We start from the raw sequence: 18721 nt of genomic DNA on the forward strand, positions 1-18721 counted from the left end.
CCTCGGGTACGGCAACATAATGGTCTCTAGAAGAAACATCGATCCCTGCCGTGTCATAATTTATTATCTTTGTCATGATGTATGGATATTATGGGAAGTTGGTACCCAGCGTGCTTTGATAAAAGATAGTCTATCATAAGGGGTCGTTGCCACCAATTCGTGTTTTAAAGACACGCATACCTAAACTCAATAAAGGGCTCTGCGGCACCAATGAACGACAAGGTTAGGATACTTGCTTCCCTGATTTCCATAAAGATAACTAAACTTAAGTTAGCTAAAGTTCGTGTTCTCGGGCCTGCCCGAGGGAGGGACTCAATACTTAATACTTAATACTTTGTACCAGCGAAAGCTATGGCTAAAGCCGTTATTTTGATTTCCTCTTAGACCCCCGTGATAAATCACGGGGCTATTCATTTCCTTTATAAAACATGGTTCATGTACTTCCCTGATTAGAGTTGACCGGTGTTAAAACTGGAAAAAAGTAAAGAATCTCATTAGTATAGCTAAGCCATTGTTAATTGATAAATGCTTACTGTTTATTAAGTATTACTGTTTACCGACGACTGGTTACTGATTACTGACCCAAATCTCAATACTTAATACTTAATACTTTGTACTAGCGAAAGCTTCGGCTAAAGCCGTTTCATTTGTCTTGCTCTTTTACCCCAGTGATAAATCACGGGGGTATTCAATTACATTTTTACCATAAAATTACCAAGTCAAACTTAGAACAGAATTATAATTTTGTTAGCTTGGTCCCTATTGAAAAAGTGAAGGATTAATCCGAAGAATAAAAAGGGATTGATTAGAAATCGATTAATTTTAACTGTAAATAAATAACACTTAAGATGAAAACAATTATCAACACCAAAAATGCCCCAGCACCAATTGGGCCTTACAATCAGGCAGTACTTACAGGGAACACCCTATACATTTCCGGGCAAATTCCTATAGATCCAAAGACAGGGGAATTGGTAGAGGGCGACATAAAAAAAGAAACAAAGCAATCTATGGAAAATTTAAAAGCCATTCTTACCGAAGCAGGAATGACTTTTGAAAATGTGGTTAAGTCGTCAATCTTTGTAAAAGACATGCATCAATTTGCACCGATTAACGAGGTGTATGGCACCTATTTTAACGCTGCTACCGCTCCAGCAAGGGAAACAATAGAGGTAGCTAACCTACCTAAGTTTGTAAACGTTGAAATCTCTATGATTGCTATTAAAGGTTAGCCCTATGAAATTCAACTAGGCCTTCTATAGGTCTTTGTCTAATAACACCAAGTACCAAATCGTTTCTTTCAATTACCGCAGTGAGCTCATCACGCAAGTAGTGTGCAATACTGCCCACAAAGCTAACGGGAACCTTGGTAGCTAGCTCAAATTGCATAATGTAATTATTTACAAACTGCTGGAAACCTTTATCGATCACCCCTCTACTGTAGGGGTGGTCCTTATTTTCCACAATAAATCTAGCGAAAGTTGCCAAATAAGTATTAGGGTTTGGCTGTTTGTATAAGTTTTCTTTAATTACATCCGCATCTAAATCGTACTCACTTGCAAACTTAGCAGCCAAGTCTTTTGGTATCTTATTAAAGTAGTAATCTCGAATTAATTTTCTACCGAAAAAGTTTCCACTCCCATCATCCATTGGAATATACCCTAGGGAAGTTACTTTTTGATGCAATTTCTCTCCATCGTAATAGCTACAGTTAGACCCCGTACCTAAAATACAGACTATACCTTGCTGCCCTACTCTTGTAGTGGCAAAAATAGCGGCATAGGTATCTTCCTTAACCTCGGCCTTTGCATTAGGAAAGAAATCTTTAAAGATATCTCCCAAAAATTTCTTCATCCTATCGGTTCCACAACCTGCCCCATAGAAAAACAAATGGGTTACCCTTTCTCTATTTTTAGAAAGCTCAAAGTTATTGGCCAAACGGTCTTCTATCACTGGTCTGGTCAATACTTCCGGACTAAGTCCAAGGGTTTGCGTCATGAATAACTGGTCTCCCTTTTCGTCTAAAGCGATCCAATCCGATTTTGTAGCGCCACTATCAACTATCAATATCATAAAACAAATGTATTAAGCAAAAATCCTGAAAATAAACAGATGTTCACTTTCAGGATTTCATAATTTATTACTGAACTTATCTATTATAGAGAATGAACATACTCAGCAAGATCTACCAACTTATTGGAGTATCCAGCTTCGTTATCATACCAAGAAACAACTTTGAAGAATTTAGAATTCAACTCAATTCCAGCTCCAGCATCAAAAACACTAGTTCTAGCATCACCGATGAAATCTTGAGAAACAACAGCTTCTTCTGTATATCCTAAAATTCCTTTCATCTCACCTTCAGAAGCTTTCTTAAAGGCTTTCTTAATCTCCTCATAAGAAGTTTCCTTCTCTAACCTTACTGTTAAATCCACAACAGATACATCTGCTGTAGGAACTCTAAACGCCATACCTGTAAGTTTCCCTTCCAATGCTGGAATAACTTTAGTAACCGCTTTAGCAGCACCAGTAGACGCAGGAATAATATTTAACAATGCACTTCTTCCACCTCTCCAGTCTTTCTTAGAAGGACCATCAACAGTCATCTGAGTAGCTGTAGTAGCATGAACAGTAGTCATTAAAGCCTCCTCAATTCCAAAACTATCATTCAATACTTTTGCCATTGGAGCAAGACAGTTTGTAGTACAAGATGCATTAGAAACAATCTTATCTGATGCTTTAACATCTTTATGGTTAACTCCCATAACGAACATTGGAGCATCACTAGATGGTGCAGAAATAACTACTTTCTTAGCACCTCCATCAATATGATACTGCGCTTTTTCTAAGGTAGTGAAAATTCCAGTACATTCCGCAACAATCTCTGCTCCTACCTCATCCCACTTCAAGTTTTTTGGATCTCTCTCAGCAGTAATTCTAACAGTTTTCCCGTTTACTACCAAGTGACCATCTTTTACTTCAACGGTACCATCAAATTTCCCGTGTACAGAATCGTACTCCAACAAGTAAGCTAAATGCTCAACATCTAACAAATCGTTGATTGCAACTACCTCTACATTATCTCTTTTGGCGATGGCTCTAAAAACCAATCTACCTATTCTTCCAAATCCGTTAATTCCTACTTTTAAATTTGACATTTTTCTCGTGTTTTAATTTTTAATTATGTTGTCATGATTTCTGAAACTCTTAAGAGCTCCTTATCAATCTTCGTATGTCCTTTTATCGCTTTACTAATTGGAGTAAGAGTGATGGTATTATCTTGAATACCTACCATTAGGTTAGATTTCCCCTCTAATAGCGATTCTACCGCCTTAACTCCCATTCTACTTGCTAGTACTCTATCAAAGCAAGAAGGTGCGCCACCACGCTGCATATGGCCAAGTACAGAGACACGCACATCATAGATAGGCAAGTGCTTTTCTACGTACTCTTTAAGCTCAAATACATTGTTCCCGGTCTTATCTCCTTCTGCTACCACTACAATACTAGAGGACTTACCAGATTGTTTACTTCGCTTTAGCGATTCTAATAATCTATCTAATCCTAAATTTTCTTCAGGAATTAAAATCTCTTCTGCTCCAGCACCTACTCCCGCATTTAGCGCGATGTGTCCCACATCTCTACCCATAACCTCCACAAAGAAGAGTCGGTTATGAGAACTAGCAGTATCTCTAATTTTATCTATACACTCCACTGCAGTATTTAAAGCAGTATCAAAACCAAGCGTATAAGTGGTACCGAAAATATCGTTATCTATGGTTCCTGGAATTCCCATAATAGGAACACCAAACTCCTGGTTAAAAGTTAGGGCACCTGTAAAACTACCATCACCACCAATTACCACAAGAGCATCTATCCCAGCTGCCTGAAGCTGATCATATGCTAGCTGCCTACCTTCTTTACTTCTAAAAGGTACACAACGGGCAGATTTAAGGATGGTCCCTCCTTTATTTATAATATTATTTACACTACGCGCATCCATGACCTTAAAGTCACCCTCCATCATGCCTTCGAATCCTCTGTAGATACCGAAACATTCAATTTTTAAATACGCACAAGTACGAACTACTGACCTAATTGCAGCATTCATCCCAGGGGAATCGCCCCCCGATGTCATAACACCGATTTTCTTTATTGTTGAAGCCATTAATTTTTTAAAAAAGCAAAATTAGCAAACTTATTTTAATTTAAACAGGACTTTAGCTTTAATTTGACGATTAGTTAGCACTAAAACGTTTTCGTTACTAAATATTCTTCAGATTGTTAAATTCACAAACAAAATTGCAGAAAAAGCAACAAAATCCTCCCAATCCAAACTTTATATTCTAAGCAGAATACTCTTAGTTATCTTTCCCTAGAATTTTCCGCAACAAGGCCCTAAAACTATCAAAATCTACCTGATAAGAGAGCCCTAACCCCTGGGTATATCCCTGGCGATCTGCCAGAAATTGCTGAATCTCATTTTCCCTGTTAAATATTTTGGCACTTAGGGTACCTTCCTCATTTAACAAGATCTGCACTTCTACATCTCCAGCAACCACGGTTTCTGACACTCCTCCTACCGGAACCCCAACCCTTCCGTTCAATAACACCCTATCACTTATCTGCGTAGATAAGGTTACTCCTATTCTATTTTCGGTCTGTATATCGGCATTTTTGTCTAAAATCCCCTGCTCATAAGAAAGTCCAAGGTTTAATTTATCATTATCTCCTGCCAAAACAGAGTTTAGCAAACCTGAAGCTGACTGCAGCAGGTTACCAGTAACCGCTTGCTGATTAATTCCCGTTTGCTCATTTACAAAAGATCCCTGCGCTAGTAAAAACAAGGCGTTCCTCTCAGCAATAGTAGGGTCTTGCAACCTATATTCTAATTCTGACTTTACAATGGAATTAGTTCCTGGGAAGTCTATTCGCCAATCTATAACCGGACTCTCTAATTCCCCAGTTAAGCGCACCACTACATCCGTAGGTATTCGCCTAGTATAACCTGGATTATCTAATAATGGCGCCGGATTAGCATTTAACGAATAAATCGCCTCCATATTTAATTGAGCTGCTAAAGGTTCCCTTTCCCAAGTGATGTTCCCTCCTGGTTTTACCTTAAAAGTTTTATCTATAATACCACCAAACAAATAGTGAAACTCACCGGTGACCACCACAAAATCCCCGTACATATTAAACTTCCCATTGGTATTAATCTCTATAAATAAAATTCCGACTCCAGTACCTTTTAAGGAGCTTCCTGTTTTAGTATCTACCACAATCTCTACCTCTGCTTCTGGCGTAACATCTAAGTTAAATGCCAACTCTAACCCTTCTACCTCCTTAAGTACACGCTGCGAGGTTTCTTCCCCATTTTCTTTCTTCCCTACAAAATTGATAAAAGAAAAATCCCCCACACTAGCTACATCGCTAATAGGAATTTTAAGGGACGTACCCCTTGCTGTTTCTCCATCTACCTTAATTGTTAAAGCTTGAGTAGGCCCATATATTCTTCCCTTACCATTTAAATAACCCGTACCATAATAAAGCACCTCTTCTTCATACGGAGTATTTAATATTAAAAAACGATTATTCTCCGTATCCACATTTAAATCCAAACTCCAATCCCTAAATAAATTATGAGTTATTGTGCCATCTAAAGTAGCTTTGGTTTTCATTTCGATATCCGTAAGCTTTACCTTTTCAAAATTAAAGGTTTGGTTATTAAGTCTGACTTTTGAAAAAGGGGCAAAACTATAATCTACGTTTAGATATGGGATGGCTAATCCCGCTTTATCCAAACTTAACAACCCTGTCATATCAGGATTCCTCAAGGGACCTTTTAATTGAGCACTCCCTCTTAAAAGACCGCGAATATTAGTAATGACACCCTCCCCTAATGGACTAAATGGTTCTAACTTAAAGTCGTTAAAATCTACTATTAGATTCGCCTGCGGCTCCTCATCTTCCTTATCTATAATGTTCCCTACTACGCTTAGCTTCTCCTTCCCATCTTGAATTAAAGAGGAATTCACCACAAAACTGGTTAAGTCTTTATTCCCTACTATTCCAACACTAAGATCCCCCAAAGGAAAATCGTTGACCCCAAATGTAGATATCCTTAAATTTGAGGAAGGCAAATAGACATTGTCTTTTTGTAGTAGGTTGAGTGTTCCGTTTACCTCTCCCATTAATTTTAGACTGTCTATTTCTGGGGTGATTTTCTCCAGGGATACAGCACTAAATTGCAGCTCTACATCCTTAAAGGTAGAATCTGCCAACTGTCCTCTAAGTCTAATCTGCTCCTTATCATTGTGATTCATCACCATTTCTTGAATCACAATACTATCTAAGGTACTGTTAATGATCACCTTATTTTTAGTATTACCTTCTTTGTTTAATATCCACTTATTCCCCTTAAAACTAATGTCGGAGGTTTTAAGACCAATAACCGATTTCTTCTCTTTATTAAAGGTGTGATAAAAGTTGAGATTATAATTATCATTAAAATTGCTCCCTCCCTTAAATTCCGTTCTAAAGAACAAGGTATCCTTAAGCGTGGTGTTAATTAGATTAAAGTCCTTTACATCATAATAGGGAGTAGACATATCCCCTACCGAAACATAGGTGTTAAACAAAGGGTTTTTATTATCTATCTTAACATCAATGCTATCCATTACGTTCCCATAAGCCATAATACTAGGCGACTTAAAGTTCAGTTTAAAGTCGCCCTCATCCGCAATAATATTTCCTCTGATAAAGGTATTGGGATCAAAAGTCACCTCAGGGAAAAATACATCTACAATTTTATTGTATATCTTAAAATTAAAGGCGAGACGTTGGTTTTTAGATATTTTATGGGGCCTATAATTGGTATAAATACTTCCCAGCGAGTTTTGCAGCAGACGCCCCATCTCTTTCACCCTAAAATTCCCTTTTAGATAACCAGTAATAATATCTGGGCTATTAATATCGATTATCCTGGTAGTATCATTTTCAAAAGTCGAAGATATCTTAAAGTCATCAAAATAATAGGTGTCGTTTACATTCTGAAAGACGGTTTTACTGAAATTAATATCCCCAGCAATATTATCAAGAGAGTTCCCCGTAATATCCATAACAATATCCCCCTTAAAAATAGAGACACTATCCTTTATAAAATTCAACTTCTTTAGGTCGGCATGATCTACAGAAGCTATAAAATTAAAATTGTTTCTATTCTCCTTAAAATCCGCAAGTCCTTTAAACGAAAATTGTATATTTTCATCATTACTGAAAAGGGAACCATCAAAAAGCTGTTCTTTTAATATTCCCGATACTTTTAGATTCTTATAGTTATACCCATTAAATTCTAAGGAATACACTTCCCCTATCACTTCGGTATTCAGGTTTTCCTTTACAAATCCCCTACCTTCCACATTAAAGTCCAAATTAGTAACCCCTACTTTTTCGGTCTCTATCAATTCTCCAAGATCAAAATCCATCAACGCAACAAAACCTTCATAGGACGCATTGTCAATATGGTCAATATTCGTTAGCTCTAAATCCACATAGCTATTCCCAATTAACGTATTGATATTAGATCTCGTTTTTATAGAAGATTCGGTAATATCTGCATCTCCACGAATAGTGAACTGCCCAAGCCTTTCTATTGATGAAGGGAGCACATCTCCCAAGATATTGGGCAACAATGCTCGTAATTCATAATAACTAGAGGTTACATTCCTCATATCTGCATTAAGAGAAAACTTAGCCTCAGGATTAAAAAGGTTCTTAAAGTTAAAATCTCCCCTAATTCCGGTATTGTCCATGTTTAAGAACATCCGGGTGATATCTAGGTCGTTTAAGTACCCATCTACTTTTGAAGAAAAAAGTACAATCTTATCACTGCCAAACTGGTCATATAAGAGGTTTATTTCATTTAAAGCCACGGTAGATTCTACAAATTCAGCATCTACATTCACCTTATTCATAAAATCGGCCAGATCTTCACGCTTATAATTAAATACCACATTCCCTGTTAAATTAGATTGGGGGGTTTTAATCGCCAGGGAATCAAATCGCATTTGCTCCTTGGTATATTTAAATTGCGTGCTCATCTTATCTACCACCACTCCCCTTCCACTTTTAAAGGACATCGCCTTAATACTGGAAACCACCTCTGGCCCCACAATAGTAAAATTATCTGCAGTTATATTCAGATGCTTAAAATTCAGCATTTCCTCCGACTCCTTATTCTCATCAATTAGCTTAAAAAGACTTTGAGATATATCTACATTGGAGGAAGAAAGGAAGAAAGGTGGCGAATCCGGATCCCTAGGTTTTTTATCATCTAGCTTATCTATAAAAACCTCTAGGTTTGTACCACTCTCGTCTTTGTACGTTTTAAGCTTAAAATTTAGCCCTTCTATTGCAATATCTCCGAATTCCAATTTTCCCTTCACCAAATTCCCAACGTCCAGAATAGAAGTACTTAAATCTTTTATATAGAAAAGTGTGTCTTGCTTATAATCCTCCACATAAACCCCTTTTAGAGAAGTGTTCCAGGTAATAAGAGACAATCGCATGCGATCAATATTAATATTGGTCCCATATTGTTTATTAATTGCTGTTGCAGCATATCTAGCAAAGCCCGTTTGCACAATAGGCAGGGTTAACACCAAACTCCCCATGACACCCATAAGAAGGAAGACCAAAATTACTCTGACTAGAAATTTTCTTAATTTTTTGATAGGGCTTAATGTTTTACCTTTGTACATTCAATTTTTATTCCAAATTCCAAACTAAGTGGAAAATAAAGCTATATATATTCTCGCCATAGAATCTTCTTGTGATGACACCTCCGCAGCTGTGATGTGTAACAATAGAACCCTAAGCAATGTTGTGGCCACACAAAAAATTCATGAGGAGTACGGAGGGGTAGTTCCGGAACTCGCTTCTAGGGCACACCAACAAAATATTGTCCCCGTGGTACACCAAGCCTTAGCTAAGGCAAATATCGATAAAAAACAGTTATCCGCCATAGCTTTTACACGCGGACCAGGACTAATGGGATCTTTATTAGTTGGCACCTCTTTTGCAAAGTCACTATCCCTAGGTTTAAACATCCCTCTAATTGAGGTAAACCACATGCAAGCCCATATTTTATCGCACTTTATTGTAGAGGACAATTATAAAATTCCTTCCTTTCCTTTTTTAGCGATGACTATTAGCGGTGGACATACCCAAATTGTTTTAGTGAAAAATTATTTTGATATGGAGGTTTTGGGCGAATCTCTAGATGATGCCGTTGGTGAAGCTTATGACAAAAGCGCAAAAATACTAGGCCTTCCTTACCCTGGAGGTCCATTAGTGGATAAATATGCACAATTAGGCAACCCCAAAGCGTTTCCTTTTCCTAAACCAAAAGTAGAAGGACTTAATTTTAGCTTCAGCGGATTAAAGACTAGCATCCTCTATTTTATTCAACGAGAAACCAAAAACAACCCTAATTTCATTGCCGAAAATAGGGATGATATTTGCGCCTCCATACAACACACCATAGTAAATATCCTGATGGATAAATTAAAGAAAGCCGTGAAGCAAACCGGTATAAAGCAGATTGCTATAGGCGGCGGAGTGTCGGCCAATTCCGGAATAAGACAAGCGCTTGCGGAGGCAGAAAGCAAATGGGGATGGACCACCTATGTTCCCAAATTTGAATATTGCACCGATAACGCCGCTATGATAGGAATAGTAGGCTATTTAAAACACCAGGAACAAGACTTTACAAAACAAGATGTTACTGCCCAGGCACGGTATATTCTGTAAATCCTTCGCGATAAAAAGCACAAAAAACATTATATAAATCACACCTTACTAGATGCAGTTATTTTACCATCCAGACTTAGACGATACCACTATAGATTTCTCTTTCCCTGCCGATGAGAGCAGGCATATTTCCAAAGTATTGCGAAAAAAACCTGGCGATAAACTAAACATCACCAATGGCAAAGGAATTTTGTTTGAAGCGGAGATTAGCAACGCACATCATAAAAAGTGTGAAGCTAAAATTATCGCTAAGACCACCACTCCCAACAAACCTTATAGGCTACATATGGTAGTAGCCCCCACAAAATTAAACGATAGGTTTGAATGGTTTTTGGAAAAAGCCACTGAAATAGGGGTTCATGAGATTACACCAGTGATATGTGATCATTCTGAACGCAAAGTCATAAAAAAAGAACGCATGGAAAAAGTGCTGCAGTCCGCCATGAAGCAGTCACTACAAACCTACCTCCCCATATTAAATGATGCTATTCCCCTAAAAGATTTTCTAAACACCCCACAAAGCGGCGACCTCTTTATAGCGCATTGCGAGGCAGATGCCGTAAAAAAGGAACTATACCATTCCCTAACCCCAAAACAAGCTACTACGGTCTTAATAGGACCTGAGGGCGATTTCTCCCCGGCTGAGATAACTTTAGCCCTAAGTTCTGGATACCACCCAATAGCCTTAGGTGAGACTAGATTACGCACAGAAACTGCTGCAGTTGTTGCCTGTACTGCCGTAGCTATGATAAACCTATAGCTTTAATTAAGATATTTATAATAAAGAAATTTAACAACGTTGTAACTTATACGAGTTACCATTTCTTATGTTTTTATGAGAACAGGAAGCTGCAAGGAAAATCTAGATTAATATTGCTAAATTTGAGAAGATTAAACTTTGGGGCCAAAATGAAACAACATATTGCTTTTGTCTATCTACTTTTCCTTTTTCTAGCTTCTGGCTCTTCTGTTCACAGTCAAGAAATTGCTGTTTTAAAATATGGAGGTGGAGGAGATTGGTATGCAAACCCCACTTCACTGCCTAACTTAATTCGTTTTTGCAATCAGTATATAAACACAAAAATAAACCCTAAGCCAGCAACGGTAGAAACAGGCAGCGCTAACATTTTTCAATATCCCTTTATTCACATGACCGGACATGGGAATGTTTACTTTTCGGATGAAGATGCGAAAAACTTAAACAATTACCTCCTTGGAGGGGGATTTCTACATATAGATGATAATTATGGAATGGAACCCTATCTTAGAAAAGAGCTTTTAAAAGTATTCCCCAATAAGGAATTGATAGAAATAGGTACAGACCACCCTATTTTTAACCAACAATATAAATTCCCCAGAGGCCTTCCTAAAATACACGAACACGACGGGAAACCACCACAGGCCTTTGGCATCTTTCACGAGAATAGACTAGTACTTCTTTTTACATATGAAAGTGATTTAGGAAATGGTTGGGAAGACCAAGAAGTGCACCAAGATCCACAAGAAGTAAGACTCAAAGCGCTAGAAATGGGTGCAAATATCATTTCTTATGTTTTTAAAAACTAACCTATGAAGTCCAAAACAATCGCTAATGGCATCCTCCGTGCAGTTGGGGTTATTACAGCAATAGTCCTTATAGCCTATTTTCTATACCGCATACAATCTGTAATTGCATACATTCTCATTGCTGCAGTAGTAGCCTTAATAGGGAGACCAATTGTTTTTTTCTTAAAAAGGAAATTAAAATTCCCAAACATCTTAGCTGTTACTGCTACCCTATTGTTCATTATAGGAATATTTGTAGCCATAGTAGCACTCTTTGTACCTGTAATCACCCAACAAGGAAAAAATCTGGCGTTATTAGATTTTGATCAATTGCTCAATAGCCTAAACTCGGTTTACAGCGAGATAATACACTATTTTGGAGGTAACGGAGGCGGTAATGAGGAAATGATTAAGAGAACTGATATAGGGAAGAATATTAAGGCAGAACTACAAACAGGACTTATCCCCAATTTTCTGAATGCTTTTATGACCCTATTTAGTGATATTAGCATTGGTCTATTTTCTGTTCTCTTTATCTCCTTCTTTTTTCTAAAGGATAGCAATCTTTTGCAAAACGGTCTACTAATATTAGTACCAAAAAGCAAAGAGGAGAAACTTGTAAATTCTATGGAGAAAATTAAAAACCTTTTGTCGCGTTACTTCGTTGGACTACTCGTTCAGATTTTTATTCTCTTCTCCATCTACAGTATAACACTTCTACTAGTTGGTTTAGAAAACGCCATTATAATAGCTTTTTTCTGCGCCATATTTAACATCATTCCATACCTAGGTCCCATCATTGGAGGAACCCTTATGATAGCACTCACAATAACTAGTAATATGGATGCCAATTTCATCAATGAAATCCTTCCAAAAACAGGCTATGTTTTATTAGGTTTAACCATAGGACAATTAGTAGATAATTTCTTTTCTCAACCCATTATTTTTTCCAATAGCGTGAAGTCGCACCCCCTAGAAATTTTCTTAATAATTATTATAGCAGGATTGCTTTTTGGTATTACAGGAATGATCATTGCAGTACCAGGATACACCGCTATAAAGGTAATTTTAAAGGAATTTTTAGCCGATAATAAAATAGTAAAACAAATTACAAAAGACTTATAGTTATACTTTGAATAAAAACATACTAAATACTGATATACAATCTTTTATAAATAAGAATTTAACGACTGACACGATGTCAGTTTTGTTAAAAGATCACGGTTTTAAAGGAGTAACCTCCAAAGAGATTGTTCAACAGATTGAAGCCAAGAATAAGTGTAAGGAAAAGCTACCTACATGGTTTAGAACCCCTCTTATTTACTACCCTGAAAAACTAAATTTAGAGCAGACTTCCTCCGAGACTACTGCCCAATACAAAGCAGAAATATGTAATGGAAAATCGCTCTTAGACCTCACTGGCGGACTAGGGGTAGACAGTTATTATTTTAGTCAAAAAATTGACCGAATTTTACACTGCGAAATCAACCCAAAATTAGCCGAAATAGCTGCCTATAATTTCAAGATTTTAGACAGAAATAATATCGAAACTTTTGCTAGTGATGGAATCGAATATTTAAAGAATTCGGACACGCATTTCAATTGGATTTATGTGGACCCCTCAAGGCGAAATGACGCCAAAGGAAAAGTATTTATGCTCGCAGATTGCCTGCCTAATGTTCCTGAAAATTTAGCCCTACTTTTTGCAAGCGCAAAAAACATCATGATTAAAACCGCTCCCCTATTAGATATAACAGCAGGTATTAGGGAATTAAATTTCGTAAAGGAGATTCATGTTATTGCCGTAAAAAATGAAGTAAAAGAATTACTCTGGATTCTAGAAAGAAGCTACCAAGGAGAGATAAGAATAAAAACTGTTAACCTCACTTCTAACGATAGGGAAGCGTTTAATTTTATACTAAATAAGGAAACTACTGCCTCCCCTAGCTATTCAGAGCCTCAACGCTACCTGTACGAACCAAACTCCGCTATTCTAAAGGCTGGGGCCTTTAAAACCGTAAGCGAAAGCTTTGAGGTGCATAAACTGCATGAACATTCGCATCTATATACTAGCAATCAATTACTGGAATTTCCTGGCAGACGATTTACTATTAAAGGAGCCTATCCCTATAATAAAAAAGCCATTAACAGCCTTAAAATCAACAAAGCCAATATTACTACGAGAAACTTTCCTGTTTCTGTAAGCGATATTAGGAAGAAGTTTAAAATTAAAGATGGAGGAGATACCTACCTGTTCTTCACTACCGACCTAGAAGAGAACAAAATAGTTCTTAAGTGCACTAAAGCGTAGTTGGAAAAACACCCCTTACAGACAGTCCCATTTAAAATTAGCTACCTTATCGTTAGATCCGGCAGACAGATTATAGTGCCACCACTCTGTTCTAATAGACCAGAAACCATATTTTTCCATGGTTTCTTTTAGAAGGAGTCGGTTATCCAAAATGTGTTGTGGCAAATCTAGATTATCATGATAAGCTTTTTTCCCAAAGAAATCAAAATCAGTACCCATATCTAATTCCTCACCATCTAAAGTCACCAGGGTAATATCTACCGCTCCCCCTTTGTTATGGATAGAACCCTTAACCGGATTAGCAACATATTGAGGGTTGGGAACAATCGCCCACATCTTATACTGTACAGAATTAGGACGGTAGCAATCAAAGAATTTTATTTTATACCCTTTACTCATAAACTCCTTATTAGCCTCCAACAAGGCCTTTGCCGTTTTTACCCGAGTATAGCATTCAGCACAATCATACACCTGCTCCTTCAAGAAATTATTTTCGGTAGCATACCTCATATCGTACACAAAATCGTCACTATAGTCCGCCAAACGCACAAAAGTGGTATCTGCTAGCCCTTCTAATGACTTTAACGCTACTTTCTCCACTTTAGCAGGCTGCACACTATCTTTCGCCGTTAGCGTGTCTATTGGAGCCATTACCTCTGGAGATTCCGTTTTCTCCTTTTCACTCTTTTTTTGCTCACCGCAGCTTGCTAGAAGCAATGCAATAATTACCCCTAAGCACTTAAATGAAAATCTAGCATTATTCATCCCAAACGTTTGTTTTTTATATTCAACTGTTAAAAATAAAAGATTCCTCCAAGAGAACAAGTCTTAAGCGCTATTTGTTTAACAGTTTTCTGAAACCCTTTAGCATAGAAAAACAGGATTTCAATTACTCCTCAATCGAGTATTGCGAGTAGGCTTAAACTCGTCAACCACGTTTTCTATTAAATAAAAGAAAGCAGCTCCCAAAAAGTACATAACAACATCAAAAATATCTGCAGTATAACGAACATTAATCTTTGGAAGATATACTTCAAAGTAGGTAGAGTAAAACACTGTCAACGAGATGATTGAAAATACTGTTAAGTTTAAATTCTTGTCAGATTTAAGCCATCGGACTGCATACCTACATATGTAAAGAACTATAGGCATACACAGCAAATCATTCATATAATAAGCCACCCAAGTAGGAAGTATTTCAGCCTTACCCAACCTCTGCACAACATAAATAGCCCCTCCCAGAATAGCGAAAAAGGGGAAATACATCCGTTTTATCCAAGACAATATTTTACTACTATACGTTCTCATAGCAAGCCGTTAATTAAGCAACTATATAGCTAAATAAGAAAGCAATAAAAGCACCAATAGACATAACTACTACCCAGATAGAGTAAAAAATAACAGCCGGAATTTTTATTAATAGATTAGGGTGTTTTAAAGCTTTCTTAAAAAATACAGTAACTGCATTTGGCTTTTCCGCTGCTTTATCCTCCTGTTTTTTTATATCATTAGCTTCTCTCGCTAGTTGCCTTTTTAGCTTTATATTAATTAACTCACCACAATTCTCGCAGTAATCGCTATTTACGTTAACAGTACCGCAGTTAGAACATTTCCTGTAAGCCACCTTCCCCATTACTAATAATTTTCAAAAGATTCTATTCATAAATTCTTGGAAACCTGTCGATTCATTCCTCCTCATCTACAAAATAAGCCCCAACTTACAAAGGTCGTTAGAAAAAGGTACATAAAAAATTTTTGAGTACGCATTAGAGACACACTACCTTAACACTGTCTGTGCGAAAAGGTTTTCAATTGATGTGTTTGTAATAATTCACTTATTAGATTCCTATGATTTTTACAGATTCTCCCTAATAAAATTGATCTGTGAGCAAAGCTTTAGTATCACATTTAAGCTCTGAGAACTTGACTAAAGTCAGATTTACCTTCTTCATCTAGACCTATGAATAATAACACAGCAATACAATATATTTTTTAAGGAGATTGCTTTTATGATGCTAGGATGCTAACACCTCCCTAAACAATAAAAGGGAAGCACCTCAGTTTTCGGTAGCAAAAGATGGAATAGTATTTAATTGCGCAGGTCAAAATTTAAGTTCTACATTTCCAATTATATACTAAGCTCGACTTACATAGTACTTAAACTAAATGTTCATTTAAAAACACGTAAAATATTAAAAATCATTCTTTTATATTGTGATTATGGATATGTTTTTCACCTAAAACCCTATTTACAAATCTCTCTTAATCCCCGTGATAAATCACGGGGCTATTCAATCTCCCTTCTCTTAATTTTAACTCCTTTAAACTGCCACAGGTCTTTAGGTCGAGGTTAAAAACAGTTTAGGAAGAATGGCTTTAGCCGAGTCCTATAACAAAAAAACCCCGAGGCAGAAGCTTCGGGGTTTCTCAAGATTAACGCTTATTTTAGGTCAACAAATTACCATGTTCATCCCATTCAGCGATAACATTACGCTTACTCTGATCTACACATTTAGCAATCCATTCCGGATCATAGGCCATTCCATGTTGTTCTAGAACATCTTCTGGAACACCATCCCAAACATTAGGAGAGTTCCCCTTATATCCTAAATCGGCAATTCCTACTTTAGACGTATAATAACCAGTTAAGGTAAGTCCGCGGAACATGTGGAAAAACTGAATTTCCAAAGGCTGTTTATTCAATGGAATTTCTGGATCGTGATAACAAATAGTATCACAAATTTGCTTTTGTTGTTCTAAGGTAGCCGATTTAAAATCGACCCCAAATTCCGTATTACTCTTATGATCTAACCACATTAAACCTCCTAACAAAGTCATTTGCATAGTTGGAAGGTCTTTCCCGATAAACTCGATAAATTCAGGTACTTCTGCTTCTATAGGTCCGCCATGCGGTTCTTTTGGAGGAAGAATCACCGTACTTAGTACAGCAATAGTTTCCATTTCGTGCTCATTAAATAGCTGCTCTTCATGTAATTTGGCATCACGCTCTGCTTCTTCTGGCGTTCTACCATAAAAACCTTGTGCGCCCTTAGTAATTTCTTCTTCAGCAGGTGCCTTTGTTTCTGGAGTACATCCATGCATCGCCAAACCAGCGGCACCAACCCCCAAAATCATTGTCTGTATACTTTTTCTCCTATCCATCATCTTCTAGATATTTTGCTGTTTCAACTGTTCAATAATGTAATCTGAAGCCCTCCAGGACAATGCCATAATAGTCCAAGTACAGTTTTTATCTGCTTGAGAAACAAAAGGTCCGGCATCCACAATAAACACGTTATCTACATCGTGTAGTTGATTAAACTTATTAGTCACCGAAGTCTTAGGGTCGTTCCCCATTCTAGTGGTTCCTACCTCATGGATAATTCTCCCTGGAGCTTCTAGTCCATAGTCACTTTCCTTTCCTGGTTTTTCACCCAATGGTATTCCGCCCATGTTGTGAATTAACTCTTCAAAGGTATCTTGCATATGTTTAGCCTGATTCCTCTCAAAATCTGACCACTTATAATTGAACTTCAATACTGGAATACCGTATTTATCTACAGTTGTTGGGTCAATTTCACAGTAGTTATCATATCTAGCAATACCTTCTCCTCTACCACCAAAACCTATAACAGATCCGTAGTATTTTTTAACATCATCACGCAGGCTATCTCCATAACCTCCTACTTTTAGATCGAAAAACTTATTAAAATCATTAGGATTATAGGCAAATCCGTAGTTAGGCATTCCCATTCCTCCCCATACTTCAATATGGTATCCTCTAGGGAAGTCTAACTTAGAATTATCTCCCCACCATGGTGAGTATACGTGCATACCTCCCACTCCGTCTTCGTTATATGAGGTTTTCCTATTCATAAGGCCAGGAATGAATCCAGCTCTACTAGCTCCTGTAGAATCGTGAAGGTATCTTCCTATAAGATTACTACTATTCCCTAATCCATTAGGGTGCTGTTTACTCTTAGAATTGAGAAGAATCCTTGCAGAGCTACATGCCGAAGCCGCTAGAACTACTATTTTACCCCTTAATTTATATTCTTTACGGTCGTCCTTACTAATATAAGACACTCCAGTAGCTCTTCCTTCTTCGTCTGTGGTAACTTCACGAACAACGGAGTTTACATATATTCTAATCTTCCCGCCACTCTTTTGGGCTGGGAAAATTAAACAACTTCCAGAGGAGAAATCCGCATATACCGAACAAGAGCGAGCACATTGTCCGCAGTAAAAACAAACGCCTCTATCGTTATTTAGCTTTTTGGTAAGCATGGAGAGTCGACCCGGAATAACGGGGATGCCCGACTTTTTAGCGCCTTCAATATAGAAAAGCTCATGCAATCTTGGTTTTGGAGGAGGAAGGAAAAATCCGTCCGGATCATCTTCCAGTCCTTCATTAGTTCCAAAAACACCAATAAGCTTATCTACCTTATCGTAATAAGGTTTTACATCATCATAACCAATGGGCCAATCCTCTCCATGACCATCCCTAGTTTTCCCTTTAAAATCTTTTGGTCCAAATCGAAGGGAAATACGCCCCCAGTGATTGGTTCTCCCCCCTAACATGTGGGATCTAAACCAATCGAACTTTGTTCCAGGTTCTCTTGTATAAGGTTCTCCTTCTATTTCCCATCCGCCATAGGCCATATCAAATTCACCAAAGGCACGGGTAGTACCAGCACCCCTTCTAGGAGATTCATAAGGCCATTTTAATTGGGTCATCTGTTCCGGATTCTTAGGGTCAAAAAATGGCCCGGCCTCCACAACGGCTACATTTAGCCCAGCGTCAGCCAATTGCTTGGTAGCCATTCCGCCACCAGCTCCTGAACCGACGATAATCACGTCATATACTTCTGAGGATTCTTTGATTTGCATAATAGAAATTTATATTCCTGTTCAATATAGGTTTAAAATAATACTAAAGTAAATATTTTTATACGAACAACCACGGATCTCATCTTAATTGACAAAAAACCACCAATAAATGATAAGTTTTAATTACAGTCTAACGTCCTAGACAATTGCTTCATTCTGTTT

Annotated in this window: 15 protein-coding genes; 6 read left to right on the forward strand and 9 right to left on the reverse strand. The window is 37.5% G+C overall.

From position 1 onward, the window contains the following. Nucleotides 1-848 precede the first annotated feature (848 nt). Nucleotides 849-1232: a RidA family protein gene (locus H344_RS0109525; protein ID WP_026810114.1), complete on the forward strand. Its 384-nt coding sequence runs from the start codon at nucleotides 849-851 to the stop codon at nucleotides 1230-1232. On the opposite strand, the gene H344_RS0109530 is transcribed toward H344_RS0109525, so the two are convergent. The 4 genes from H344_RS0109530 to H344_RS19975 all read right to left on the reverse strand — a co-directional run bounded on the left by H344_RS0109530 (nucleotide 1222) and on the right by H344_RS19975 (nucleotide 8762). Next, on the reverse strand, nucleotides 1222-2073 hold the full coding sequence (locus H344_RS0109530; protein ID WP_026810115.1) for an N-acetylglucosamine kinase: 852 nt from the start codon (nucleotides 2071-2073) through the stop codon (nucleotides 1222-1224). The two genes, H344_RS0109525 and H344_RS0109530, sit on opposite strands and share 11 nt — an antisense overlap. A gap of 83 nt (nucleotides 2074-2156) precedes the next feature. Continuing rightward, complete coding sequence (gene gap / locus H344_RS0109535; protein WP_026810116.1) at nucleotides 2157-3158, reverse strand: type I glyceraldehyde-3-phosphate dehydrogenase; 1002 nt, start codon at nucleotides 3156-3158, stop codon at nucleotides 2157-2159. A gap of 23 nt (nucleotides 3159-3181) precedes the next feature. Beyond that, nucleotides 3182-4168, reverse strand: coding sequence for a 6-phosphofructokinase (gene pfkA, locus H344_RS0109540; RefSeq protein WP_026810117.1), 987 nt, complete (start codon nucleotides 4166-4168; stop codon nucleotides 3182-3184). Between the two features lie 193 nt (nucleotides 4169-4361). Beyond that, a complete protein-coding gene (locus H344_RS19975; RefSeq protein WP_051254238.1) occupies nucleotides 4362-8762 on the reverse strand; it encodes a translocation/assembly module TamB domain-containing protein in 4401 nt (1466 codons plus the stop codon). Nucleotides 8763-8790: 28 nt separating this feature from the next. Between H344_RS19975 and tsaD the strand changes: the two genes are divergently transcribed. The 5 genes from tsaD to H344_RS0109570 all read left to right on the forward strand — a co-directional run bounded on the left by tsaD (nucleotide 8791) and on the right by H344_RS0109570 (nucleotide 13669). Further along, nucleotides 8791-9813 carry a tRNA (adenosine(37)-N6)-threonylcarbamoyltransferase complex transferase subunit TsaD gene (gene tsaD, locus H344_RS0109550; RefSeq protein WP_026810118.1) on the forward strand — a complete coding sequence of 341 codons (1023 nt, stop codon included), beginning with the start codon at nucleotides 8791-8793 and terminating at the stop codon, nucleotides 9811-9813. 52 nt (nucleotides 9814-9865) lie between these two features. Then, complete coding sequence (locus H344_RS0109555) at nucleotides 9866-10573, forward strand: 16S rRNA (uracil(1498)-N(3))-methyltransferase (RefSeq protein WP_026810119.1); 708 nt, start codon at nucleotides 9866-9868, stop codon at nucleotides 10571-10573. 149 nt (nucleotides 10574-10722) lie between these two features. Continuing rightward, entirely contained in the window at nucleotides 10723-11379 is a 657-nt protein-coding gene (locus H344_RS0109560; protein ID WP_026810120.1) for a DUF4159 domain-containing protein, read from the forward strand. A gap of 3 nt (nucleotides 11380-11382) precedes the next feature. Next, a complete protein-coding gene (locus H344_RS0109565) occupies nucleotides 11383-12483 on the forward strand; it encodes an AI-2E family transporter (protein WP_026810121.1) in 1101 nt (366 codons plus the stop codon). Nucleotides 12484-12556: 73 nt separating this feature from the next. Further along, nucleotides 12557-13669, forward strand: coding sequence for a class I SAM-dependent methyltransferase (locus tag H344_RS0109570; RefSeq protein WP_316929561.1), 1113 nt, complete (start codon nucleotides 12557-12559; stop codon nucleotides 13667-13669). Between the two features lie 15 nt (nucleotides 13670-13684). Here the strand turns inward: H344_RS0109570 and H344_RS0109575 are convergent, their stop codons facing one another. The 5 genes from H344_RS0109575 to H344_RS0109595 all read right to left on the reverse strand — a co-directional run bounded on the left by H344_RS0109575 (nucleotide 13685) and on the right by H344_RS0109595 (nucleotide 18559). Beyond that, complete coding sequence (locus tag H344_RS0109575; protein ID WP_051254239.1) at nucleotides 13685-14434, reverse strand: M15 family metallopeptidase; 750 nt, start codon at nucleotides 14432-14434, stop codon at nucleotides 13685-13687. Between the two features lie 120 nt (nucleotides 14435-14554). After that, nucleotides 14555-14977, reverse strand: coding sequence for a hypothetical protein (locus H344_RS19980; protein ID WP_051254240.1), 423 nt, complete (start codon nucleotides 14975-14977; stop codon nucleotides 14555-14557). 13 nt (nucleotides 14978-14990) lie between these two features. Then, nucleotides 14991-15302, reverse strand: a complete 312-nt coding sequence (locus H344_RS0109585; RefSeq protein ID WP_026810124.1) for a hypothetical protein — start codon at nucleotides 15300-15302, stop codon at nucleotides 14991-14993. Nucleotides 15303-16114: 812 nt separating this feature from the next. After that, complete coding sequence (locus H344_RS0109590; protein WP_026810125.1) at nucleotides 16115-16831, reverse strand: gluconate 2-dehydrogenase subunit 3 family protein; 717 nt, start codon at nucleotides 16829-16831, stop codon at nucleotides 16115-16117. A 6-nt stretch (nucleotides 16832-16837) separates the two neighbouring features. Continuing rightward, nucleotides 16838-18559 carry a GMC family oxidoreductase gene (locus H344_RS0109595; protein ID WP_026810126.1) on the reverse strand — a complete coding sequence of 574 codons (1722 nt, stop codon included), beginning with the start codon at nucleotides 18557-18559 and terminating at the stop codon, nucleotides 16838-16840. Nucleotides 18560-18721 lie beyond the last annotated feature (162 nt).

The sequence above is a fragment of the Arenibacter latericius DSM 15913 genome (assembly GCF_000424985.1).
GTDB classification, from domain to species: domain Bacteria; phylum Bacteroidota; class Bacteroidia; order Flavobacteriales; family Flavobacteriaceae; genus Arenibacter; species Arenibacter latericius.

What these genes read in the sequence shown, in the direction of transcription:
- H344_RS0109560 (WP_026810120.1), top strand. Translation starts at nt 10,723, where the DNA reads ATGAAACAACATATTGCTTTTGTCTATCTACTTTTCCTTTTTCTAGCT.
- H344_RS0109565 (WP_026810121.1), top strand. Translation starts at nt 11,383, where the DNA reads ATGAAGTCCAAAACAATCGCTAATGGCATCCTCCGTGCAGTTGGGGTT.
- H344_RS19980 (WP_051254240.1), bottom strand. Translation starts at nt 14,977, where the DNA reads ATGAGAACGTATAGTAGTAAAATATTGTCTTGGATAAAACGGATGTAT.
- H344_RS0109530 (WP_026810115.1), bottom strand. Translation starts at nt 2,073, where the DNA reads ATGATATTGATAGTTGATAGTGGCGCTACAAAATCGGATTGGATCGCT.
- pfkA (WP_026810117.1), bottom strand. Translation starts at nt 4,168, where the DNA reads ATGGCTTCAACAATAAAGAAAATCGGTGTTATGACATCGGGGGGCGAT.
- H344_RS0109570 (WP_316929561.1), top strand. Translation starts at nt 12,557, where the DNA reads ATGTCAGTTTTGTTAAAAGATCACGGTTTTAAAGGAGTAACCTCCAAA.
- H344_RS0109525 (WP_026810114.1), top strand. Translation starts at nt 849, where the DNA reads ATGAAAACAATTATCAACACCAAAAATGCCCCAGCACCAATTGGGCCT.
- H344_RS0109555 (WP_026810119.1), top strand. Translation starts at nt 9,866, where the DNA reads ATGCAGTTATTTTACCATCCAGACTTAGACGATACCACTATAGATTTC.
- H344_RS0109575 (WP_051254239.1), bottom strand. Translation starts at nt 14,434, where the DNA reads ATGAATAATGCTAGATTTTCATTTAAGTGCTTAGGGGTAATTATTGCA.
- H344_RS0109590 (WP_026810125.1), bottom strand. Translation starts at nt 16,831, where the DNA reads ATGGATAGGAGAAAAAGTATACAGACAATGATTTTGGGGGTTGGTGCC.
- gap (WP_026810116.1), bottom strand. Translation starts at nt 3,158, where the DNA reads ATGTCAAATTTAAAAGTAGGAATTAACGGATTTGGAAGAATAGGTAGA.
- H344_RS19975 (WP_051254238.1), bottom strand. Translation starts at nt 8,762, where the DNA reads ATGTACAAAGGTAAAACATTAAGCCCTATCAAAAAATTAAGAAAATTT.
- H344_RS0109595 (WP_026810126.1), bottom strand. Translation starts at nt 18,559, where the DNA reads ATGCAAATCAAAGAATCCTCAGAAGTATATGACGTGATTATCGTCGGT.
- H344_RS0109585 (WP_026810124.1), bottom strand. Translation starts at nt 15,302, where the DNA reads ATGGGGAAGGTGGCTTACAGGAAATGTTCTAACTGCGGTACTGTTAAC.